This window comes from Sphingomonas sp. SUN019 (assembly GCF_024758705.1).
Lineage (GTDB): Bacteria > Pseudomonadota > Alphaproteobacteria > Sphingomonadales > Sphingomonadaceae > Sphingomonas.
Window position 1 is genome coordinate 2,383,629 of record NZ_CP096971.1, and the last position, 23,574, is coordinate 2,407,202.

Annotated in this window: 16 protein-coding genes; all 16 read right to left on the reverse strand. The window is 69.8% G+C overall.

What is annotated here, in order from left to right:
• Window position 1 precedes the first annotated feature (1 nt).
• Genes M0208_RS11465 through M0208_RS11540 form a run of 16 tightly spaced genes read right to left on the reverse strand, consistent with a single transcriptional unit; the run spans window position 2 to window position 23,569 of the window.
• Window positions 2-610 carry a class I SAM-dependent methyltransferase gene (locus tag M0208_RS11465; RefSeq protein ID WP_258891831.1) on the reverse strand — a complete coding sequence of 203 codons (609 nt, stop codon included), beginning with the start codon at window positions 608-610 and terminating at the stop codon, window positions 2-4.
• A complete protein-coding gene (locus M0208_RS11470) occupies window positions 607-2,775 on the reverse strand; it encodes a glycosyltransferase (protein WP_258891832.1) in 2,169 nt (722 codons plus the stop codon). Before M0208_RS11470 ends, M0208_RS11465 begins: the two co-directional genes overlap by 4 nt.
• Window positions 2,776-2,779: 4 nt before the next feature.
• Complete coding sequence (locus tag M0208_RS11475) at window positions 2,780-3,544, reverse strand: hypothetical protein (RefSeq protein WP_258891833.1); 765 nt, start codon at window positions 3,542-3,544, stop codon at window positions 2,780-2,782.
• A 14-nt stretch (window positions 3,545-3,558) separates the two neighbouring features.
• Window positions 3,559-6,900, reverse strand: coding sequence for a DUF4157 domain-containing protein (locus M0208_RS11480; protein WP_258891834.1), 3,342 nt, complete (start codon window positions 6,898-6,900; stop codon window positions 3,559-3,561).
• A 1-nt stretch (window position 6,901) separates the two neighbouring features.
• On the reverse strand, window positions 6,902-8,875 hold the full coding sequence (locus M0208_RS11485) for an ATP-binding protein (protein WP_258891835.1): 1,974 nt from the start codon (window positions 8,873-8,875) through the stop codon (window positions 6,902-6,904).
• Window positions 8,872-10,521 (reverse strand): hypothetical protein, encoded by a 1,650-nt coding sequence (locus M0208_RS11490; RefSeq protein ID WP_258891836.1) that lies wholly within the window; start codon window positions 10,519-10,521, stop codon window positions 8,872-8,874. Before M0208_RS11490 ends, M0208_RS11485 begins: the two co-directional genes overlap by 4 nt.
• A gap of 10 nt (window positions 10,522-10,531) precedes the next feature.
• Window positions 10,532-11,236: a hypothetical protein gene (locus tag M0208_RS11495; RefSeq protein ID WP_258891837.1), complete on the reverse strand. Its 705-nt coding sequence runs from the start codon at window positions 11,234-11,236 to the stop codon at window positions 10,532-10,534.
• A gap of 14 nt (window positions 11,237-11,250) precedes the next feature.
• Window positions 11,251-12,483, reverse strand: coding sequence for a hypothetical protein (locus M0208_RS11500; RefSeq protein ID WP_258891838.1), 1,233 nt, complete (start codon window positions 12,481-12,483; stop codon window positions 11,251-11,253).
• Window positions 12,484-12,487: 4 nt separating this feature from the next.
• On the reverse strand, window positions 12,488-14,239 hold the full coding sequence (locus tag M0208_RS11505) for a collagen-like protein (RefSeq protein ID WP_258891839.1): 1,752 nt from the start codon (window positions 14,237-14,239) through the stop codon (window positions 12,488-12,490).
• A 36-nt stretch (window positions 14,240-14,275) separates the two neighbouring features.
• Window positions 14,276-16,891 (reverse strand): phage tail protein, encoded by a 2,616-nt coding sequence (locus M0208_RS11510; RefSeq protein WP_258891840.1) that lies wholly within the window; start codon window positions 16,889-16,891, stop codon window positions 14,276-14,278.
• Window positions 16,891-19,167 carry a putative baseplate assembly protein gene (locus M0208_RS11515; protein WP_258891841.1) on the reverse strand — a complete coding sequence of 759 codons (2,277 nt, stop codon included), beginning with the start codon at window positions 19,165-19,167 and terminating at the stop codon, window positions 16,891-16,893. Before M0208_RS11515 ends, M0208_RS11510 begins: the two co-directional genes overlap by 1 nt.
• Window positions 19,167-19,553, reverse strand: coding sequence for a GPW/gp25 family protein (locus tag M0208_RS11520; RefSeq protein WP_258891842.1), 387 nt, complete (start codon window positions 19,551-19,553; stop codon window positions 19,167-19,169). Before M0208_RS11520 ends, M0208_RS11515 begins: the two co-directional genes overlap by 1 nt.
• The gene (locus M0208_RS11525; RefSeq protein ID WP_258891843.1) at window positions 19,550-21,691 is read right to left on the reverse strand and encodes a hypothetical protein; all 2,142 of its coding nucleotides are present in this window, start codon (window positions 21,689-21,691) and stop codon (window positions 19,550-19,552) included. Before M0208_RS11525 ends, M0208_RS11520 begins: the two co-directional genes overlap by 4 nt.
• Window positions 21,622-22,341 carry a phage baseplate assembly protein V gene (locus M0208_RS11530; protein ID WP_258891844.1) on the reverse strand — a complete coding sequence of 240 codons (720 nt, stop codon included), beginning with the start codon at window positions 22,339-22,341 and terminating at the stop codon, window positions 21,622-21,624. The genes M0208_RS11525 and M0208_RS11530 overlap by 70 nt, the downstream gene beginning before the upstream one ends.
• Window positions 22,341-23,411 carry a phage late control D family protein gene (locus M0208_RS11535; protein WP_258891845.1) on the reverse strand — a complete coding sequence of 357 codons (1,071 nt, stop codon included), beginning with the start codon at window positions 23,409-23,411 and terminating at the stop codon, window positions 22,341-22,343. Before M0208_RS11535 ends, M0208_RS11530 begins: the two co-directional genes overlap by 1 nt.
• Entirely contained in the window at window positions 23,411-23,569 is a 159-nt protein-coding gene (locus M0208_RS11540) for a hypothetical protein (protein WP_258891846.1), read from the reverse strand. Before M0208_RS11540 ends, M0208_RS11535 begins: the two co-directional genes overlap by 1 nt.
• Window positions 23,570-23,574: the final 5 nt, after the last annotated feature.

The following is a 23,574-nucleotide window of genomic DNA, read 5'->3' on the forward strand; positions in this document are numbered from 1 at the left end:
CTCACGCGCCGCGATAGAGCATGACCATGCTGCCCGCGTGGGCGGCGATGGACCAACCCTCTTGCGCGACCAGCGTGTCGACGAACGCGACGACGCCCGGATAATAGGCTGCGTAATCGTGGAACAGCACGATCGCGTCCGGGTTCAGGAAGCGCGCGAAATGGCGATAGTCGCGTTCGACGTTGAACCGGTCGTGCAGGCCGTCGATGAACAGCAGGTCGATGGTGTCGTTCCATCGCGCTTCGTAAGACAAAGAGCGGACCGGCTCGACGAACGCCGCGACACCGGCCGCGGCGATGTTGGCGACGAACGCGTCGAAGGTCGGCGATCCGTGGTTGAGCCGCGCGTCGGCCGAGCCGACCGTCCCCTCGTGCGGATCGATCGCGAAGACGCGCGAATCCGGGGACAGCGCGCGGATCGTCGCGGCGAGGACAATCGTCGAGCGGCCCTGATAGCTGCCGATCTCGACCAGCCGCCGCGCGCCCCCGCCGCGCGTGACGTGCGCGGCGGCGGCGATCAGCAACTCGGCCTCGTCATCCTCCAGCCAGCCGGGAATATCGCGCATCGCCGCCAGGATCGCGAGGGGGCGGAGGAGGTCGGGCGTGGTCACGCGGCCTGTTCGTCGGTCTCGCGCTGCGCGTCCTCTATCGTCGCCGCGCGGCGGCGCAGGATGCGGAGCGTTTCGGCCGCCACCTCGACCTCCCACGCGCCGGTCGCGACCAGTTCGTCGACGAAGGCGACGACGCCGGGGAAATAATCGGCATAATCGTGGAAGGCGACGCGCGCGGCGGCGGTCAGCACGCCTTCGAACGCGGCGAAATCGCTCGCGACAGCGGGGTAATCGTGCAGGCCGTCGATCACCAGCAGGTCGACCGGGTGCGCCGTCGCCATCTCGCTCGCCTCCCCGGTGCGCGCCGCGACCCACGGCCCGAGGCCGGACCCGGTGAGCATCTGGTCGAACCGGCCGCGCGTCACCGCGTCGTGCGCCAGTACGTCCTCGCGGCTGCCGGTCACGCCGTCGAAACGGTCGATCGCGGTGACGCGCGCCTCGATCGCGGCGGTCTGCGCGGCGCGGCCGAGCAGGACCGTCGCCTTGCCGCAATGGCTGCCGATCTCGACGATATGGCCGGCCGCGCCGGGTCGCGACAGCGCGTGGCGCGCGGCGGTCAGCAGTGCGGTCGCCTCCACCTCGCTCAGCCAGCCGGGCAGAGCGCGCATTTCGGCCAGTATCCGCGCATCCTCCGCATCGGGAGCGGGCAGCGGCGCGGCGGGCGCGGTGCGGTACTGATTGCACTGCGCGCGAAGATGGCGGCGGAGCGGGTCGTCGAGCGCGCGGTTCACCGGATGCATCCAGAACGTCCGCACGTCGGCGCGCGCGCTATCCAGATCGTGCGTGCTCCACCGCCGGCGATATTGCGTCCAGTCGCCGCGGCAGGGGTTCTGCGCCACAGGATAGCCGAGCAGCCGGGCGAGCGTGGGGAACAGGATTTCCTCGGTCGCCCACAGCCGCGACATCGCCAGGATCGCCTGCAATTGTGGATCGCCGAACAGCCTGGCGATCGCGCGCGCGCAATCGGCCCCGATCACCGTGCCGGGCCAGAAGGTCCAGTGCACGAACGCCGCCTCCCCGCCCCGGAAGCGATCGAGGAAGGGTCGCCACAAGGCGCGCTCGGCCTGCGCGGTGGCGGCGGGCGGGATGCGCGTGCCCGCACCCTGCGGCCGTGCATCGCTCGACAGCAGTCCGGCGACCCCGCCGTGCGCGGCGAGGAAGCCGGGATAATTGCCGCGCAGCATCACCTGATCGGAATCGACGATCGTCAGCGCGTCATAGGGGCGCGTGCCGAGGTGCGCGATGCAATCGAGCGCGAAGCCGTGCAGCGCGCCCCATCGCATCGGTCGTGCGCCGGGCACGATCTCCACGCCCCAGCGCGCCCATGGCAGCCGCGGATCGATCAACCCGCCGCCGGGGCTGCCGTCGTACAGCAGGATCGGCGACGTGGCGTCGTGACAGCGCAGGTTGCGGACCAGATCGACGACGCATTCGGGCCGCTCGTGCGCCAGCAAGGCATAGACGTTGGCGAGCGGCGGGCGTCGATCGGGCGGGCTGGACGACCAGCCCGCGATGCGGTCGATCAGCGGCCCCGACGCGCGCTCGGTCCAGTAACCGCCGTCGACCCGTTTCGGGCTGGTGTTGCCGCCGTGCACCCGCGCGATCAGCCAGTCGGTGACGGGCATCGCATGGATATGCGCATCGCGCGCGTCGAGCACGAAGCGCGTGTCCTCGCCCGCGCGGATTGCGGGGAAGCGCCGCCGGCGCCAGTAATCGCGGCGATAGGCGAGCGTCGCGCCGTACAGCCACCGGCCATGCCCCTGCCAGCGATACTCCCACGCGCGTGCGCCATCGTCCGACAGGAAGGTGATGCGGTCGAGCCCGGCGATGTCCGCGCCGGTCGCGGCGAGCGCGGCGACCTGCTGCGCGATGCGGTCCGGCGCGTGCCAGTCGTCGTCGTCCCAGTGCAGGATGATCTCACCACGCGCCAGCTCGCACAGCCGGTTGCGCTTGTCGCCCAGCACCCGGCGGCGCTCCTCGCGGTGATAGAGGATGCGCGGGTCGCCGGGGATGAGATCGGCGATGCGATCGGCTCCGTCGTCAAGGATGACGAGTTCGGCGTCGTCGCGCCCCTGCGCTAGAAACTGCGCGATCGCCGCGGGCACGAACCGCCGCCGGTCGGCGGTCGGCATGATCGCGGAGACGCGGGGGAAGAGGAAATCCATCTGCTCAAGGGTCCAGCGCGCGCATCAGGTCAGCGCTGCGAATGGCAAGATGTCCCCTGACGTCGTCCGCCGCGAGCCACGAAGCGATTGTCCGTTTCTCGGCGTCGGTCAGCGCCCCGTGCGATCCGAGAACCGCTGCGGCCTCGATCGCGGCGTCATCGCGCGACGTTTCGAGTATGGCGTGCAGGCGACTTGCAACTTCTGCGTCGAAGGCGTGAAACAATGCCGAAATTGCTTCGGTTTTGACCAGGGGCGTCATCGCCTGGTCCTCTGCGAGCGACAGGAGTGGGTGCTTCAGGTGCTTCGCCGCGGCTACGTCAGCGCCGACCAGGATGCTACTGGAGGCGGCGATCCAGGCTCGGGTCAGCTCCCCGCTCCATCCTGATCGGCCAGGTAGTCGCGCCAGTCTGGCCGCATCCCCCGGATCAGCGATCCAGGCGAGCGTTCGCACTGCGACGACATGTGACGCATCGTGCAGAACGTCCCCAAATCGACCCGATCCGCCGATCGGTGAGCTGGACAGCAGGAGCCATGCGGCACGGTGCGCCATCCGCGCGTCCCATCCGTCCGGCTGACCCATTCGCGCCTGAGCAGCCCCGTCCACCGCAATATCCAACGCGAGCGCGATCGCCGTCGGATCAGCTTCGTCGAGCAAGACGTTCCATGCCCTTGTGCGCAACTCGTCCTTGTCGGATGCCGTGGCGCGGATCGTCGCCTGCAGATCGGCCGCTACCGAAGGCCAGGCTGCAGTCATATACAGACCGGGCACGGGCTGTGGGCCAGTCATGGCCACCTCACGGGATCGTCTTGCGGAGGGCGACGCGGCGCGCCGAGATACCTGATGGCGTGTGAAGGAATTTCGCCGCGGACCAGGACTTCCATCGTGCGCACCGTATCGAGCATGGCCTGCTGTTGAGCAGGGCCGGGCGAGTCGCTGTGAATTCCCCAATGTTCCTGTGCGACGCGATTGCTCAGATCAATAATGTCGGCGGATTTGATCCGGAACAGATTGATCTCGACGCGCCCGGTCCGTGGATTGAAGAATACGCGATAGCGGCCTGTCGACGGATCGCGCGACCCGCTACGGATCAACTCATCGCGCTGCACGCGGCTGGTCGATATGAAATTGGAACTCACGCCTTCGGTATGCTGCAGCATCGTCGCCCGTGACACAGGTTCCTTCGGCAGCATCGACTGTCCTGCGTTGATGCGTCGGGCGTCGTCACCCGAGATATCGCGAACGACCTTCGGCCCGAGGAAGCCGCCGCGCGCGTCCTTCACCACCACCATCCGCGTCCGAATATGGCGGGCGCACGATGCAACGCCACGGGCGTCGGGGTTCGCGATGTCGGCGAAACCGGCATTCGGTGCGATGACACGGCCGACCAGCACCCGGCGCGGCGGCGTCTCCGCCAGATGGACATAAACCGTACCGGAACCCGACGAATCAGCGACAACCTCAAGGCGGGAGCCCCTTGGGATGTTCGGAATCATGGTCAGGGCTCGCGTCAGTATCGCCTCGACGCGCGCGATCGTATCGGCTCGGCCGAGCAGTCGAAGTTGTGTCCGTGCAGCCTGCAGCAGACGATCCGCGATCCATCTTTCCGCGCCCGGCTCGGTACGCCGGGGCAGGTCGAACATCATCTCGGGATTGATGCTTGCGCGCACCGACCATTCACCGCCCCGCTCCAGGGCTGCGATCGACGTCAGTCCGTATCGCGTGCGGATCGCCGCGAACGCCAGATTCAGCGCGCCGACGGTGTAAGCGCCGCTGAGGTTCTTCGCTGCCAGAATCGCCGCTTTGCCGGCAAGCTTCAGCCTTTCGTTCGGGTCATGCGGCACGCCGACTTGCGCAACAAACCGCCCCGCCCTGCGCGCCTGCGCGACGATCCAGTCCACCACCTTGTCGAGCGCCTTGTCGACGGGCGCGCGGATCTTGTTGACGATCTCGATCACCTTCTTGCTGACGTTGCCGAGCCCGGCGAAGCTGGCGAGGAAGCTGATGGCGAGCGACAGGCCGGTCGCCAGCACGGTTTCGACGCGCGTGGCGGCGGGCGCGATCAGGCCGCGCGCCAGCGCCGAAACGCCGTCGATGAACGCCGCCACCAGCGCGCCGATCTGTTTCAGCTTGTCGACGATGAAGGTGATGGTGCGGTAGATGGCGAGGATCGCCTGGATGAACGCGCCCGCCGGGTTCAGCATCGACACGACCTTTTCGATCGCGGCCTCGATCACCTTCTGTTTCACGTAATCCATGATGGCGTCCATCACCATCGACTTCAGGTTGGACAGGTTCTCCAGCAATTGCTGCCACGCCGCGGCGGGGCCCTCGGTGACCAGGGTCTTGACGATGTCGAACCCTTCCTCGAGCGCGCTGACGACGGTTTCGTTGGTCGCCTTCACCAATTTGCCGCGGACGTTGGCCCACGTCAGCCCGACCACCGACAGTCCGAATTTCAGCAATTCGCGCAGCTCGAAACTCTTCGGGATGTAGAGGTTCGCGCCCGCCAGCGACCCCAGCAGCCAGTCGATCAGCCCGCGTTTCAGGTGCGCGACGATGTTCTTCTTGAACAGGTTGAAGCCCATCTTGCCCGCCGCGACCAATGTCGCGATGAACGTGCCGGGCGCCTTGATGATGATGTTGAAGGCGGCGCCCGCCTTCTTCAGATACGGCACCATCGTCGGCGCGACGACCGACAGGATGATTTCCAGCAGCGCGAACACCGTGCCGCCGGCCCAGCGGAAGAAATCGCCGACGAAGCTGGCGAACGCGCCGAAGATCTTCTTGAACGCGCCGGCGATGGTGACGATGTCGAAGATGGTCAGCGACCGGATCACGTCCATCACGCGGCCGGGGATCGAGGTGACCAGCGACAGCGCGCCCTTCATCGCCCCCTGGAACCACGCCCACGCCTTGGCGACGGCGTTGCCCTTCTTGATGTTCTCCCAGATTTCCTCCTGCCCGATCAGCTTCATGAAGCCGCCGATCAGCGCCGACGCCGGGCTTTCGCCTTCGTCGGAGATCGGGTTCTTGCCGAACACGCCGACCAGCAGATCCCAGTGCGGGATGTTCGACGCGGCCCAGCGGCCGAGCGGCTTGATGATCGCGTCCTTGACGATCTTCGCGATGCCGGTGACCAGGTTGCGCCCGAAATCGATCGCCTTGTCGACCGGCACGCTGAAGATGCGCTTGGCGCGGCTCCACAGGCTGCCGAGCCGGAAGATGTCGCGCCAGCCGAGCGAATCGATGAATTCCATCAGCGCATCGCGCATCGCCGCGCCCAGATCGCCCAAGGCGGCGAACTGCTCCTCGATGAACTTGCCGCCCTTTTCGAAGATGCCGTGATTTTCCAGCGCCTGCACGATCAACCCGCCGCCGGGGATGAATTCGATCAGCGCGCGCAGGATGTTCGCCCCGCTGCGCGCGACCTTTTCCATGTTGATCGGGTTGCGCCCGATGACGATCGTGAACAGCCGGAAGCCGGGGATCATGTTCGCCTTGTCGGCGATCCAGTCCAGCGCCTCGCTGATAATGCCGCGCTGCACCTGCGGGCCGGTGCGCTGGGCGACGATCACCTCGCGCTGGACGACTTCGCGCTGCTGGATCGTGTGGGTCAGCTCGTGCGCGATCAGCTCCATGCCTTCGGGCGTGTCGGGCTGATAGGCGCTGGCGTTGAAGAAGATGTCGCGGCCATAAGTGAAGGCGCGCGCGCCGAGCCGCGTGGCGAGGTTTTCCGCGCGCCCGTCGGTGTGGATGCGCACGCCCGAGAAATCGGCCTTGAAGCGCGGCTCCATGAAGCTGCGCGTGTCGGCCGATAGTGCGCGGCCGCCGCCGCGTTGCGCCTCGATCGCGGCGGTCAACGCGGGGGATGTTTCGTCGGGCCGCGGCTTGGCGGCGGCGGCGGCGGGCGCGCGGGCGGCGAGGATCGACACCCGTTCGCGCGGGGCCACCACCGGGCCGGGCATCGTCATCACGGTGCGCGCGGTCGATTCCGCCTCGCGTTCGGAGGCGTCGTTCGGGTGGGAAATCTTGAGCGCTGTCTGGACGCGGCGGTGTGTGCGGCCGGGGTCGGGGGAGCGCGCCGTTTCCGCCGTGGCGCTCAGGCGGGCGGCGGCCGCGGCCATGTCAGCCGACCGCCGAGAGCAAGGGCTTCAACGGGCAATGCGCGTCCAGCTTGCGATATTCGCGGAACACCGCGCGGCGTAGCAGATCGTCGCCGATCGCGCAGCCGCCGTCTAGCGCGAGCAGCCGCGCGTGCAGCGCGACGTTGCGCAACTGTCCGCCCGACAAGGCGCAGCGCACCGCGATTTCCTGGACCAGATCGTCGCTGGCGCGGTGATCGCCCAGATGATGTTCCAGTATCTCATAGCGCCGCAGTTCGTCGGGCGCGCGGAACGGCACCACCACGTCCATCCGCCGCTGGAACGCCTTGTCGATCCGGTCGGCGGCGTTGGTCGTGACGATCAGGATGCCCGAGAAGCTCTCGATCCGCTGGAGCAGGAAATTGGTCTCGAGATTGGCGTAGCGGTCGTTCGCATTGCCGACGTCGGTACGCCGCGCCATCAGCGCATCGCCTTCGTCGAGCAGCAGGATCGTATCGAGTTCCTCCGCCGCGGCGAACGCGCGGTCGAGCGCCTTTTCGGTCTCGCCGATATATTTGCTGACCGTCGCGGCCAAGTCGATGCGCCAGATGTCGCGCGCCAGATCGTGCGCCAGCCGCCGCGCGGCGAGCGTCTTGCCCGCGCCCGACGGCCCGGAGAACAAGGCGCGGACGCCGACCGCGCCGGGACCGGGACCGGCGTGATCGCCCAGCGCCTCGCGGTTGCGGCAGCGGATCGCCAGCGCGGCGATTTCGTCCTGCGCGACCGACTCCAACGCGAGAAATTCGGGCCGGTCGCCGGTGTCGACGCGCGTGGCGATCGTCTCCAGGCTGCTGTCCTGCAGGTCGCGCAATGCGAGACGGACGTCGCCGCGTTCGATCACGCTCCGCCCCGCCTGCCCGGCGATCAGCCGAGCGCCGGTCGCCGCGCGCCGGATCGCGCCGCCGGTCAGGCGGAACGCGGCGGCCAGCGCGTCGGCGGCGTCCGGGTTGAGATCGGGCAGCGCGGCGCGCCAGTGCGCCGCGCGTTCGGTGCGCGATGGTGCGGGAATGGTTAGCGTCACCTGCGGCCGGTCGCCGAGCCGCACGCCGCCGTTCGTCCCGGCGATCACGATCAGCCGCGCCGGTTCGATCCCGAAGCCGGGGATGTCGACGGTCTCCCCCGGCCCGATCGCGGCTGCGACCGCGACGACCGCGTCGTGCAGGAACGCCAACACGCCGACCTCGCGCCATGCCGTTGCGTCGGCGATCGTTTCCGCATCGACCCGCAGGAGCGGCCGGGCGAGGCTTCTCGCCAGCGCCCCCGCCACGGCGGTGCGGCCATTGCGCGCCGGACCACGCACCAGCAGCGCGAGCGTCGGGTCCTGCGCAAGGGCCGCCCCCAACGCCTGCGCCCGCGCGATCAACGGCGCGGACGCGACCAGATCGTCCAGCGCGGGCAGGTCGCGCGGCATGGTCAGCGCGCAACTGGCTGGCGGCGCGGCCTCGCCCGCGATCGCATCCCAGATGCAGGCCGGGATCGCCAGCCGCCAGTCGAACCGCGGCGCGTCCTTGTTGGCGACGCCGACCAGTCCGCTCACGATCAGGCGGTGCGCCGCGCGGCGCACCGCGGCCGGATCGTCACGCTCGCCGTTCCCCCGCCACAGCGCGACGAGCGTGCCGATCGTCAGCCGATCCTCGTCGCCCAGAAGCGCGGCGATCCGCGCATCCTCCGCCGCCAGTCCGATCGTCAGCAGCAGATCGATCGCCAGATCGTCGTCCAGCGCCGCGCTTAGCCGGCGCAGCGGAAGGTCCGGCGCGTCTTCGGCCCAATGTGCGACGCTGGCACGCCAGTCGGTGACGGTCGAGGGGGCGCCGTTCAGCGCCGCGATCTCGGCCGCGTAATCGTGCAGCCACGCCGGTGCTTCGTCCCCGATCCGCTCGGCCAGCGTCGCGCCGATGCCGAGCAGCGCGAGGCGCACATGGGTCGCGGCGTCGCGCGGGAAGGGGGGGGCGCTCATGCGAACCGGAACCGGATGCTGCGCCCGGCGGCGGGAATCCAGCCGGGGTCGCGGTCCAGCCCGGCGAGCCGCAGCGACAGCGGATGATCGTCGAGCGTGAAGGCGATCTCGAGCGCATCGCCGTCGATCGTGATCCTGCCGTGTGCGCGCGCCACGATGCGCAGCGCCGCCGTCTTGTCCGCGACGCCCAGCGCACGCGTGAGCCGCGCTTCGAGATAGCTGGCGAGGCACGCGACCCAGCGCCGCCGCAGCCACGCGGGCGACCGCGCGACGCGCCAGCGGTCGGCGATCGGGAAACCCGCCGGATGCCAGCGGGTCGTTCCCGCGGCGCGTTCGACGATCCGCGCGCGGGTCCGTGGCCACGGCGCAAGCCAACGGGCGGGCGCTTTCCATGCGGGGGCCGTGAAGTCCTGCGCGATACGCTCGTGCGGCGCGAGGCCCGCCAGATCGCGCAGCACCCGCGCGATCGGATCGGTCAGGAATCCGTCGCCGAACCAGCGGCGTCCGAGCAGCAGCAGCAGCGCGAACGGCGACAGCCCCCGCACCCGCCCCGCCGGATCGACCGCATTTCCGTACAGGCCGAGCGCGACGAAGACGTTCAGCAGGAAGAACATGCCCGCAAAGCCGCTGTCGATCGGGCGCATTGATGGGGCCGGGCCCAACGGAGCTTCGGCCGGTAACGCCGGTGTTGCAGCGGCGAGCGGGGGAACCGGGGCGATGCGTCGCGCGGATCGGCCGCGGGGGGCGTCGGGGGCGCGATCATCGACGACGGGCGCGGGTCGTGCAGGTTCGGATGGTTCCGCGCCGGGCCGGGGGTTGGTATCGACCCTGACCTGTTCCGCTTGCAGCCCGCGTCGCGACGGCGCGGGCGTGGCGGTGGGGAGCGCGGCGAGCGCAACCTGCAAATTGTCGTCCGCCACCAATTCGGGACGCCGCGCCGCGACCAGCGCGATGGCGATCAATCGCCGCGCGGCCGGGCGATCGGCAAAGCGGCGCGCGATCGTCATCGCCTCGGCGATGGCCGCCGGGATGGCGGACGGTGGAACGCGCCCGCGTGACGCAACACTGCGGCCTAGTTTCAATCGTGTCTCGACGCCGGCGAACGGCGCGCCGTGCGCCCGCAGGATCGTATCCGCCGCGGCGACCAGTTCGTGGTCGTCGAAGCGGTCGAACCACGCGGACGCCAGCCCTTCATCGGCCAATGCGACGATCAGCCGCGGCGACAATTGGCCGTCGCCGAAAATTCGCTTTCGCCACCGCAGGACCGGGGTCGCACCATCGGGCAAAGCGTCGCGAAGCACCGCGGGCAATGGCGCTCCGCCGAGCCATGCACGGACCAGCGCGATCTCCAGCGCGACGTCGTCCTCGAAATAGACGTCGCCCGCGCTGTTCGGCGCGCCGCGCCCCGCGCCGACCTTCGCCGCGCGAACCCGGTCGACCAGCTCGGCGGCGAAGCGCGCGCCGTCGCCGCGGCCGAGCGGCGTTTCGACGCGCAGATGCCGGATCAGCAACAGCGCGCGCGCGGGCACCGCGGTCGCCGCGGGGGACGCCGATTCCAGCGCGCGCTCGATCCGCGCACGATCGCCCGGACGCGCATTTCGCACGCTCGCCTCGTCCACCTGGACCGATGGTCGCCGCTCGATCATCGCGGCACGCTCAGATCCTGCCGCGCGTCACCAGCGCGCTGTCTTCGCCGTCCCCGGTCGTCACGGTCAGCGGAGTTCTGGCCCGCGTTAGCGCCGCGGTTTCGGTGCGGAAGGTGAACCCGGCGCGATCGAAGGTGATCGTCGTCAGGTCGATGTCGGTCGATCCGAGTAGGACGCGCCGCACCTGTCCTTCCTCCATATTGTCCCCCGTCACGTCGATCGTCACTTCGCCGCCGTCGATCGTCGCGGAAACGCTGGCGATCACCGGCACGACACTGGGCGTCGGTGTCGGGGTTGGAGCGGGCGTTGGGGTCGGGGTTGGTGTCGGAGCCGGGATCGGTGGCGACCCCGGCGCGTCGTCGCCCTCCAGCAAGGACAGGCGGCCATCGAGCGCCAGCAACGCCTCAACCAGCGAGTTCATGAATCCGGCGGTGATGAGATCGCCGGGCTTCACCGTCGTCAGCGCCAGCCGGATGATCGGATTGGCGGCGGTCGCCGCGCCGGGCGCGGTCGGCGCTGTCGGTGCGGTTGGCGCGGTCGGCGTGGGTGTCGGGTTGAACACCCCCGGCGATGTCGACGGATTGGCGAAGACCCCACGGTCGACCAGCAAAGCCTCGATCAGCGTACGGTCGCGCGCGGACAGTGCGCCCGTCGACGTACCGGTGGTCGCGAATACGCGATCGATTGCGCCGGTGGAGATGAACCTGCTCGCCATGATGCTCGCTCCCGTCAGGGGACCAACGCGGTGTTCGCGTAGTCCCAATGGTTGAGGTCGAACCGCGCGTCGCCGCGGTAGGGAAGGTGCCCGCTCGCAAACAGCAGGATGTCGGCGCGGTCCGCCGCCATCCGCGTCTGCGCGATGCGGTAGAGCCAGATCGCGTGCGCGCTGTCGGTGTCGATTGCGGGGGCGGCGAAGCTTTCGCGCAGCAGCGGCTCGACAGCGCTCGCGTCGATATGCAGCGGGCCGCGCGCCGTCAGCCCGGCGAAGAACGCCGCGGCCTGTGCATCGGACAGGCCGGGCAGCAATCCTGCGGGCGGCAGGAACGCGAAACGGTCCTTAGCGACGACCGCGGTCAGGCCGTGCGTTTGCGCGATCTCGTCCTGGAACTGCCGGAACATCGCACGGCCCAGCGCGACGCGGCGCGGTTCGGAGAGGTTCGCGACGACGCTGTCGGCATCTCGCGGGCAGATCGGACGGCGCACCGACCAATTGTCGGTGAAGAGGTGCCCGTCGCTGTCGAAGGCGATCAGCGCGAGCGGAACCTCGCTATCGTTCAGCCCGTAGCGGCGCATCGTCTCGATCAGGTCGTCGTCGCGCGGATCGCTACCGAGCAGGTCGCTCGGCCAGGCGGGGCCGACGCCTGCGCCGAATGCGCGATAGGCGACGCGATTGCGGAAATCGCTCGCCGCCGGACTGACGCCCAGCACTTCGGCGCGGATTTCGATCAGGCGGAACTGCACGGCCTCCACGGTCGCATCGGTGGCGCAGCGCGGCGATGCATCGCCCATCCCGCTGACCTGCGCGCGCCCTTCGCTGGCGAAGGCGGGCGCGATCGTCAGCAGGTACAGCCCCGCCGCCGCGACATAATCGCCGTCCGCGACCGGTGCGCAGTCGTCGAACAGGCAGGCGACATTGCTCTCCCCCGGCGGCGGCGGACGGTCGAGCGACAGGGTGATCGGCTGCTTTAGGCATAACGTCGTCCCCAGCCGGTTGACCGCCACGCCCGGTTCCACTGCGGCTGCGGGACGCAATCCCGGCGCGGTGTTGCCTTTGAACGTCACCTCTAGTCCGCTGGCGATGCCGTCGCCCAGCGCAAGCCCGATCCGCGCATCGGCCTCGCGCCGCGCGGCTTGCTCGCGGCTCATGTCCGCGCCGGTCAGCAGGCGGCCGTTGAAGAAATTGACGGTGCGGATCGCGTCCGTCCCGAACGGCTGCTGCAGCGCGACGAATTCGCCCGGCATCGCGCTACACTCCCGGCTGATCGAGATAGTTGCCGATGATCAGCCAACTCGCCCGTTCTTCGTCGCAGACGATCTGCACCGATTGCGGACGGCGCAGCGTCAGCGGCCGGGTGGTGATGTCGCCCTGCCCGAACAGCTCGATACGTTCGTCCACCGCGGGCCTGATCTCGGTCGTGGCCAGCGCCTTGATATAATAGGACCGGCCCTGTCCGGCCTCGCGCACCGGCGGGAGCGTTACCTCGAGGTTGTCGATCGCGACGACGCAATCCAGCCGCTCGTCGAGCGTGATCTGCCCCGACAGCAGCCGCGTCTGCAGCCGGAACGGACCGAGGTTTCCGGGGGGTCCGGGGAGGCCGTCCGCGCCTGCCGGACCCTGTGGCCCGACCGGTCCTTCGGGACCGATCAGCCCCGGCTGACCCGCAGCTCCGTCCGCTCCCTGCGGCCCGGCCGGCCCCTCCGGCCCGATCGGTCCGGGTACGCCCGCCGCGCCGTCCTGACCCGCCGGTCCGGGCGGGCCTGCTGGCCCCTCTGGTCCGGGAGGTCCAGCCGGGCCGACCGAACCTGCACCCCCCGGTCCCGGTGGACCTTCCGGCCCTTGCGGCCCGATCGGGCCTTGTGGACCTGCTGGACCCTGCGGGCCGGTCGCGCCGGTCGGACCCGCACCGCCAGCCGCGCCCGGATCGCCCGCCGGTCCAGCCGGTCCGGGCGGTCCCGGCGGCGGGCTGAGCCATTCGCCCACACCCTCGTCGGTCATGATGCCGAGCGCGGTCTGCACCAGGTGCAGCGGCGCGATCAGCGGGCGGCGGCGTTCGTCGATGCCGACCGACGCCGCATCGCCATCGACGCTCCACCCGGTTGCGTCTTCGCCGCCGACATGGACGACCGGCACGTCGAGCGCGGCGAGCAGGATGCAATCGTCCTCGCTCCCGCCGCTTTCGCCGCAGCGCCGCGCCATCACGCGCGGGCGATATTCGGTGATCCATAGCCGGTAGGCGAGCCGCAGGAACGCGTCGTAATCGTCGATCGCGACGCCGACCGGCAGCGGCGGCACCGTTGGCGAGCCCAGCGGGGGCGAGGCGTCCTCCACATCGTCCGTGACGAGATCGAGCGCGCCGCGGATCGACGCCGCCCAATCGTCGGGCGACAACGGCGGCGATCCCGGCCCCACGTCGGCGATGTCGTCGAGCCAGGCGGAGAAGGACGCGATCGCATCGGCCTCCCACTGCGCGGGCGGGTCGAGCCGGAAGTCGATGCAATAATCGTCGGCGATGCGCGACGGTTGCATCAGCGCCGCCTCCGACCGGCATGGCTCGCCCGGCACCGGGACCGGCGCGATCGCGCAGTCGCGGTAGCAGAGCGTCAGGTACAAGGTGATCGCGCTTGCGGGGGGCGATCTCGACGTGCGCGTCGCCACCCGCCGCGCATTGTCGGCGTCGGACAGCCAGCCGTTGATCGACCCGCATTGATCACGCCCGACGCAGATCATCCGTCCCGACGGCGCGACCGCGGAGCCCGCCGAAATGTGGACGCGCGGACCGTTCGCGCCGTCATTCTCGATATGCACCGCCAGCCCGCTGGCGGTGCCGTAGCCGATCAGGTCGCGGACGATCCATTCGCTGCGCCCGACCAGATAGGCGTGTTCCTGGACGTAGTCGGCGACGCCCAGCACCATCCCCTTGACGAAGTTGACGTGCTGGCCGGGATCGGGCGCGCCGATCGCAGGTGCGGTCGCGGTGGTGGCGTTACAGCAGCCCATGGGTCGCCTCCGGCGTTGAGGGTAAGGAAGCGCGCGTCAGCATGACAGCCGCGCCCGGTCTGGCGTGAGCGGCAGGCCGTCCGCGCCCATGAAGCTTTCGCCGATGTATGCGCGGCCGAGGATCGCGGGCGGCAGCAGTTCGGGCGCGCGGCTGCCCGCGCCGATCGCGGTGTCGTAACCCAGCCGCGCCTCGCCGATGCGGTTCATCGCGAAATAGAAGCGGACGTCGAAGATCGTGTGCGCGGGCTTTTCGAGCGCGATGATCCGCCGCGCGAGCGAGGCGCGCGCGCTCAGCGTCGCGCCATCGGTCGCGTCGGTCGCCGACACCGGCAGCAGGACCGAGAAACGGTGGGCGGTGCGGTCGATCGGCAGCAATTTGTGTTCGAACGCGTCCCAGTCGGCGCGCGCCGCGGCGGTGGCGGGCGCGGTGTCGGATAGCGCGATCTCGTCGAACGAATGCCAGTCGGCGCCGTGCGCGATGTTCAGCGCGCGGATGCGGCGATACCGGCCGGCGAGGAAGCGTTGCCACGCCGCGCGATCGTGCGACGCCAGCTTCAGGAACTCCGCCCATGCCTCCGCATGCGCGGCGGGAACCGACAGCCGCGGCAGTCTGGTCAGCGGCGTCGACACGCCGCGCGCCTGCTGGAACGCCACCCAGTTATCGCGTTCGGTTATCCCCGCGTCGTGCGTCGGCGGATCGACCACGCCGCTCGAATCGCCCGCACCGATCCGCCCGAGGACGCGCGTGCGATAGCTTTCGACGATGCGGATCGCGCCCGGACAGGTGCACAGCGTATCGTCGAACAATGTGCCCTTCAGCGGCTCGCGAAACGCCAGCGCGAGCGCGCTTTCCAGTCCGCGCATCGTGCCCCTCCAGCCGAAGAAGCGTATCGCGTGCGCGATGAACAGGCGGCGGCGCGGCTCGCTCCATGACGGGTCGAGCGCGACGTCGAACCATTCGGCCAGCCAGCCGAGCGTCTCGGCGGGCGCGGTGCGGGTGTCGAACAGGCGTTCGGCCGCGATCATCCGCGCCTCGATCACGCTGGTCGTGCCCTGCATGTTGGCGAGGAAGCGTTCGAGGAAATCGGCGGACTCTCGCTCCGCGCGATACACCGCGGGCAGGTAACGTTCGCTCCACGAGATGCGCGGCCAGGAGGCGCGCAGCGCGCGCAGCCGCGGGCTGGCGTCGCCATCGCTCGACAGCGTCAGGCGGATTTCGAGGAATTGTCCCTGGATGCGCTGGAACAGCAGTTCGAACGTGCCGTGCTGCGCGCGCGTGTCGGTCGGGACGATCGCGGCGGCCGAATGCGCGGCGAGTTCGCTGCCCGAGCGCGACAGGATCGGTGCGGGTTGCGCGCGCCATTCGCCTAGGTCGGCGCGATCGTCGCTGGCGCGCGCCGCTACGCCGACCGTCGATCCGGGCGGGATGCAGCCGTCGATCCGGAGGCGGTCCCACACGACGCTCGGCGTTTCGCTGTCGAACACCTGTGTCTGGAAGCGCGCCGAGGGGCGGAATTGCTGGCGCGGTTTTTCGACGACGCGCGCCCAGCGCGGATCGGGGCCGCTGTCGTAGACGGCGGCGCCCTCGATGCTCAGCAGCGCGAGTCCGCCGTAGCGCCGGAGCGGAAAGCTCTCGGTCGTTTCGGAGAGCCGCATCGCGACGCCCGCACCCTCGACCCGGAACGCGCGCAGCTGATTGCCGGTCTGATCCGAGACGAGTACGCGCAACGCGCGTTCGTTGCCGCGCAGCAGAACGTCGGCGGCGATCATGTCGTGCGGCGTGAAATCCAGCGGCAGGGGCGCGGGCGACGCCACGCCCTCGCCGAGCCACAATCCGAGCAACGCGGGTGCGCGCGACAGCACGGCGACCGCGCCGCCGGGCAGCGCCGCGATCGCGATCGGGTCGATCGCCGGGTCCAGCGTCGTCAGGTCATGCCCCGCCGCGGCAAGCGCCGCCGCGCGGGTCCGTGGTTCGCCCGCGACCGGCTGGAACAGCTCGGGCACCGGCGCGTCCAGCCCACCGCCTCCACTTAGCGTCGCATTCAGCGCGAACAGCCGTCGCGCCGCGCGATCGAGCAGCCACAATCCGCTCTCGCACCGCGCCGCCAGATCGGTGACGATCGTGCCATCGCCGGGCCAGTCGAAATGGAGCGGCGGCCCGCCCGCGAGCAGGTCGAAACTGTCGATCGTCCGGTCGCTCGCCGCGATCAGCCAGCCGTCGGGGGTCGTCGCCAGCGCACGATAGACCGGGCGCGCAGCCTCTGTGTCGCCGCACGCCGCGAAGGTCGCATGGACCGGTCGTTCGGCGCGCGGGTCCGGCCAGAAGCGCGTGATCGATCCGTCGCCGCGCGACCGCACGAACAATTGCGTGGCGTCGCGGCCGATCCAATAGACGTTGCCGAACGCGTCGCTGGCGGCGGCGCGGCGGTCGTCGAGCGACAGGGCGGCCTCGCCCGGCGTCGGGGCGGCACGGTCGCGGATCGGCGCGAGCGTCAGTTCATGGCGCTCCTCGTCCCACCCCGGCGCAATTTCCGGGCGCTCGCCGATCGGCCGCGCCCAGATCGACGCCAGCGTATGGCGCGCATCGATCCGCCCGCCGCCCCAATCGCCGGCGCCCAGCAACAGGTGGAAGCGTTGTCCGTCGGCGTTCATCAGCACGTCTCCGCGACGACGGGCACGGGCAGCAGCGCAGGGCCGTCGGGCGCGGGCGACGAACCGACGTCGCCGCGCAATGCCGCAAGATCGACCGGCTCGCCGCCCACGACCGAAATGCCGAGGATCTCGGGCAGTTCGATCCCGACTATTTCGATCGACGGCGTCGCGGGGCCGTCGCCCAGCGCGAGCAGCACGTCGGCCACTTCCACCACGCCCGGCACGCGCGCCGCCTCGGCCAGCAACGCGCGGGCATGGACCGGGCGGCCGAGCGGCCAGCCGCGCAGCGCGGGGTCGACGTCCGGGCCGTACAGCGGGCCGTCGGTGGTGGTGAAATCGCCGCCGGTCGGGGGGATCGGGCTCAGGTACGCGCGCAGCCGCGTTTTCACCGCGTCGGCGACCTCAGCGATGCTGTTTCCGCCCGCCACCTCGATCCCGACCGAGACCCACAAACCCTTGTAGATCGGGCCGCGCAACACGAGTTCGGTCGTCACCAGCCGTCGTGGATCGAGGTACAGGCACAACGCATCGAGGAATGGTTGATCGGCGCGCGGAGCGGCGGGATGCGCGGCGTCGTTGCGCGGTGCGGCCAGCAACGTGACGACGCCCGGCACGCTGCCGGTCGCGGCGGGCGACAGATCGGGATGCCACGCCGGCAGCACGTCGATCCGCCCGATCGTCACGCCCGGCGTGCGCCACGCGATGCTGCGGAAATCGGCTTCGGTCACCAGCCGGTCGCGGTGCTGGAGCATCCGCCGGACCTGTTTTTCGCCCATCGCGACCGTCTCGGCGTCTGCCCCGCCCCACGTCGGGACCGGGTTGGTCGCGGTGAATCCGCCGGGGATCAGCGGCCCTTCCTTCAGCGCGCCCGCGCCGACATTCCCCTCCTGACCCTCGCTGTAATCGTAGCGTGCATAGAGCCGGTCGCCGACGCCCGGACGCCTGCCCGCCAGTCCGTCGCCGAAGGTGACGACGCCCGCCTCGGCATCGACTCGGAACGATGCGGCGGGGGCGAGCGGCTGGGTTGCGCCGGGCACCGGCACCTCGGGCGCGGCGGCGAGCAAATCGTCGATCGGGCTCCAGCCGCTTTCCGTTCCCTCGGGCGAGACGCTGACCAAGGCGACGCTGCCTTCGATCACCGGGGCTTTGCTCAATTGGCGCGTCTGGTCGGGCGTGCCGTCGCCATCCGCCAGCCGTTCGGCGCGGATCGCCTCGAACTGACGCACTGCGACCGCGTTGATGCCCGCCCAGCGCAGCCGCACGTCCGCGGCGGACGAGGCGCGCACCCGCAGCCAAGTGACCAAAGTCTCCGCCACCACGCTATCGTCCAGCGCGGGGGGCAGATCGCCGACGCCCGCCTCCAGCGGATCGAGATTGTCCCACAACCGCAGCGCATTCGCGTCGGGCAGCCCGATCTCGACCACGCCCGCGTCGCGCGACGGATCGAAATCGGCGCGCGCGTCCAGCCGCCGCCAATCGGGCGCGGGACGTCCGCCGACGAAGCGCAGCCGCCCGTTCGCGTCGGGCCGCGCGATCTCATAGGACAGCAGATCGGTCGGCGCGGGCGGTGCGCCGCCGACCGGAAGAGTGCGCTGCTCCACGTCAGTGGCGGGGGCAAGGCCGAGCGACAGCGTGCGTCCGGCGATCGCTTCGCGCACCAGTTTCGCCGGATCGTCGCCGGGCGTCAGATCGGTCTTGCGGGCCACGAGCGCGATCCACAGCGAGCGGTCGATCGTGTCGGCCAGGTCGAGCGGCTCCTGCGCGGGATCGAACGCGGTGCTCTGATACAGCGTCAGATCGGCGGGAAGCGTGCTGCCGTAGGAGGCGTAGAGCAGTTCGTAATATTGCCGCAGTTCGGGCGTCGGGCTGACCACCGCGCGCTTGACGAACAGCCGCGCCTCGACCGGCAGGACATCCACGCCGACGGTGGTGCGGAACGGCATCGTCCCCGCCAACAGCTCGAAATCGCGCGCGATCGTCTCGGTCGCCAGCGCGCCCTGTTCGTTGCGGAACGTGACGATCCCGCGCGCCTCGCTGGCGGTGCGCAGCGGGATGCCGAGCAGCTTCAGGAATTTGGCGCGGTTGCGTTCGGGGATCTGGTTGGCGCGGTAGATCAGATTTTCGGTCAGGAACGCGAACAACTGGACGATCGTGACGCCGGGATCGGACGGGTTGAAATTGGTCCATTCGGGCGTGTGGACGGGAACGCGGGCGAGCGTTTCGTCGACCAGAGCGCGATAGTCGCGGTCGTCGATGCGCGGGGCGGGCAGCGGCATCAGCCCCTCCCCAGCGGGATCGAGACGCTGGTCCGCTCGCCCGCGCCGGTCGCGACCAGCCGGTAGGCGATCGTCGCCAGCGCGGCGGTCGCGTCGGACCGGTCGGGTGCGACATCGACGCCGTCCAGCGCGATGCGCGGTTCCCAGCGGCGCAGCGCATCCTCGATCGACGCGGCGATGCGGACGTGCGTCGCGGGCGTGTTCGGCTCGAACAGATAGCGGCCGAGCCCCGCGCCGAACTCGGCCAGCTGCACGCGTTCCCCCTCTTCGGTCTGCAGGATGATGGCGATCGATTCGCGCACGTTCGCCTCGCCTTCGGACCAGCGCATCCGGCCGTCGGGGCCGACGCGCGGCGGGAAGCCCATGCTCTTGCCGAACGGGTTCATGGCGACGCGTTCCCTTTGAGCTTCGGCACCGGGAAACAGGCGATGAACCACGGCAGCCAGCGGAAGATCAGGTCCAGCAGGGTGACGATGATGATGAGCAGGATCAGCGCGCAGAGCGTGATGATCGGGATCGACAGCGAACAGATCATCCCGATGTCGAGGCCGTTGTTCTTGCAGCCGCCGCCGTCCTTCGTGTCGATGTCCTTGTGGAACGGCCACGGCAGCACCTGCAGCACCAGATCGATGAACCCCAGCCCCTTTGCGCGCTGCACCTGACCGCACAGCAGGTCCGACATGACGAAGGCGGTGCCGCGGCCGTATTTGCGCAGGCCCGCCGGGCTGGTGTCCGATGGCAAGGTGATCGTGATCGGCCGTACCGGCGCGTCGGGATCAAAGAAGCTGGCCAGGCGGAAGCGTTCGCTGGGCGCGGACAGCGTCGGCGGATGCAGCGGGCCGCAATCGGCGTTCAGATGCACCATGCGGATCGCGAACAGCCCCTGATCGCCCGCGGTCTTGATCATCACGTCGCGCAGCTTCATCGCGTGCGGGATCGGCTGGGCCTTCGTCTCGTCGTCCGGCGGCAGTGCTCGCGCCAGCAAGGCGGTGAAGCGGTCGAGCGCCTCGACGCTGGCCACGTCGTCCGACGTCCCGGCGGAATCCGTCGGCGTCTTTATGCCCTTCGCCTGCTCCGCGGTCGCGCCCGGCGGATCGAGCGTCGTGCCGACCGGATCGAGCGGCGGGACCGCGGCCGTCACCGCCTTGTACGGGCCGTCCGGCTGCGCCTTTGCGACCGGCGACACCGGCAGCTTCAGCCCGGCGAGCGGGAAGTGGAAATTGGGCCAGTCGGCTGCGTTGCGCGTGTCGAACGCATAATGCGTCGTCGCGGCGTCAAGCTTCGTTTCGAACGGCAGGATTCGTTGCAGCGCGTCGAGCATCGACGACGCCATCGGTTTCGCCCCGACCCCCATCGTGCCGTCGAGCGCGGTCGCCTTCGCCGCGGCGAGGAAGTTCCACACCGCGCCTTCCCGCGGCGATAAATCATCAGGCGAATTCGCGGTGAGCGCAGCGCCGAGCGCCGGGATTCGCACATCGATCCAGTGCCGCAGATCGACCAGCAACAGCCACGACTGCATCTGAAACTGGAAATTGTAGTTGAGCACGCGCCGCGCACGGTCGAGGACGGGGTCGGCTGGATTGGGCGATTTGACCTCGAACTCGTCGCCCGCCTTGATCGCGGCGCGCACCATCGCCTTCCACGGTTCGCTGACCTCGATCCGCAATTGCGCGGTGCGCGCGACGGTCGTGTTCGGGCGGGGCGGCGTGGCGGCGGGGCGCAGCGTCGCGATCTGTCCTGCGCCGAGCGACACGGCGGTCGTCACCACCGCCTTGCCGATATATTCCTCGCGCCGCGCGACCGGGATCAACCCGCCCCAGATCGTCCGGCCCACGCCATTCTCGTCGCGGTGCGGCAGCGGGAACAGCGGCAGCATCTCCTCGCCCGGCGCAAGATCGCCGCCCGCCGCGATGCGCTGCCAGCGCGCCTCGTCGCCCTCCTTCACATAGGCGAATTCGACCAGATCCTGCGTATTCGCGGGCACGCCGTCCGCGGGCAGCAAGCGCCGCAGCACGAACCCGACCTGTTCGTGCGCGCCGCCGAGCGCGCGCTCGGGCAGGCCGGGGATCGCGCAGGCCAGCGTCCCCGCGACGACGTAATAACGCTGGTGCGCGGGCTGGTAGAGCTTCAGCGGCTTGTCGGCGGGTACGGGCGTCGGCGGCGCGGACGGCGCTGCGCCCCAGCGCCGTTTGCGCTTCGCATCCTTGACCGGCGCAGGAAGGGGCAGGCGCACGATCGGATCGACCAGATCGACGTCCTGCGGCGGATCGCGCCACGTCTCGGGCTTCGCAATCCGGTCCGACAGGCGCGCCGGTTCCTCCTCCAGCGTGGCGACCAGCTGCTCCATGAAATCGTCGCTGGCGAAGCGCAGGATTTGCGGCTTGGCGGCGAAGCGCGTCGTCCCGCGCCACAACGGCCGCGGGGCCTGCCAGCTGACCGGGTGCGCCAGCGCGCTCACCAGATGTTCCCCGCGCCCGGCGTATAGGTCGTCGAGATCACCGTGTTCGAGATCAGCGTGTCGCACTTCACCACGCCGGAGAAGATCGACATCCCGGCATCGACCTTCACCATGCTCGCCGACACCGCGACCTGCGCGGCGTTGACGGTGACCTTCGCCGCCGCCGTGACGGTGATCCCGGCGGTTTCCAGCTTCACCGAATTGCCGTTCGAATCCTCGATCGTGACCGCGCCGGGGCCGTCCTTCATCGTCAGTTTCTGGCCGCCAGGGGTTTCCAGGATCAGCGTTTCCTTCGCCTGGCTGTCGTCGAGCGTGATCTTCACGCCGTTGCGGCTGCGGATGACCTTCAGCGCATTGCCGCTGGCCATCGATTGCGGCGGCTTGTCCTTGCCGTTCCACAGCCCGCCCAGCACGTATGGCCGCCGCGGATCGCCGTGTTCGAACGCGATCAGCACTTCGTCGCCGACGTCGGGGATGAACCAGCTGCCGCGCTGGTTCCCCGCGAACAGCGTCGCCATCCGCGCCCACGCCGCATAGCCCTGACCCCCGCCGCCGTCGGGCGACCAGTCGAGCTTCACCTTCACACGGCCCTGCCCGTCGGGATCGCTGATGTCGGAGACCGTCGCGGGCATGACGCCGTACCAGCGCCCACCCCAGCCGTCCGAGCGGCGTTCGTGGAACTGCGTCTCGCCGCGGTCGAGATCGAGCAGCGCCATCACGGCCGCCCCAGTCCGGCGCGTTCGCAGCGGAATTCGCTGCGCATCCCCGCCGCCTGATCGAACCGGTGCGTGACCGCGGTCGCGCGGTAATCGCCGTCGAATAGTTTGCCGAGGCCCGTCAGCGCTAGCGTCGCGCCGACGCGCAGGTCCGCCTTCGTTTCGGCGACGCCCTCCGCGGTCAGGAAGCGGCGCGCCATGTGGCGGAAGCTCGCCTCCGCCACCGCGCGCGCCTCAGTCCCGTTGCGCGGCAGCGCATGCGCGATCGTGTCTACCCGCGCGCCGAACGCCGCCTGCAGGATCTTCGCGCCGCCGTCGGTGCTGCTGGTTTCGCTGGACACCGCGGCATCGGTGGCGCGCGACGTAGCCGCCGCCTTGTCCGCGACGTTCCAGCCGGTCGCCACCAGTGCGGTGCGCTGGCTCGCCAGATCGGCCTCGACGTGAAATTCGCGCAGCGATCCCGCCCAGCGCAGTTCGACCCGCGTCGCGGGCCGCAGCTTCGCGGCGTGCAGCTCGGTCCCCGCGACCCACACGATCGCATCCTCGCGCCGCGCCAGATCGTGCAGCAGCGCCAGGTCGCTCTGATTGACCTGCGCGATATAGGGCTGTGTCGTCGCCTGCAGATCGATCTTCGGCGACAGTCCGTGATCGGATGCGACCGTGCGCACGACATCGGCGAGCGACGCTTTCTCGAACGTCCGCGTCCGGCGCGTCATGCGCAGATCCTGCAAGCGATCCTCGGCCAGAACGCCGATCGTCGGGGTGCCGCCATCGGGATAATCGGCGACGATCGCGCTGATCCGTCCCTCGAACAGCAGATCGTCGCCCAGCTTCACCTTGATCGGACGGCCGAATTCGATCGTCTTGCGGTCGAAATGCTGGAAGCCCGACGTTTCGCCGCCCCAATTGCCGAAGGTCAACGCGGCGTGCGCCATTCCTTCCACCGTATCGGACAGCTCCATCATCTGTAGCGACGATTCGAGCGTATCGACGCGCTTCCCGTCGATCTCGATCGTCGGGCGCGCCGCGCGCATCGGCAGCGGCGTCACGTTGGAGGCGGCGGTGGCCATCAATACGCCCTCAACCGCGCGTGGCGCTGCGCAAGGCGGCGTATCGGCGCGCGGAGCGTTGCGGGCTCGATGCGCGGCGGGGCGGGGGTTTCGGCATCGGGGCGGGGCTCCGCCGGAGCCTCCCCGGTCGCCTCGAACCTGTTGATCACGACGGCCATGTCAT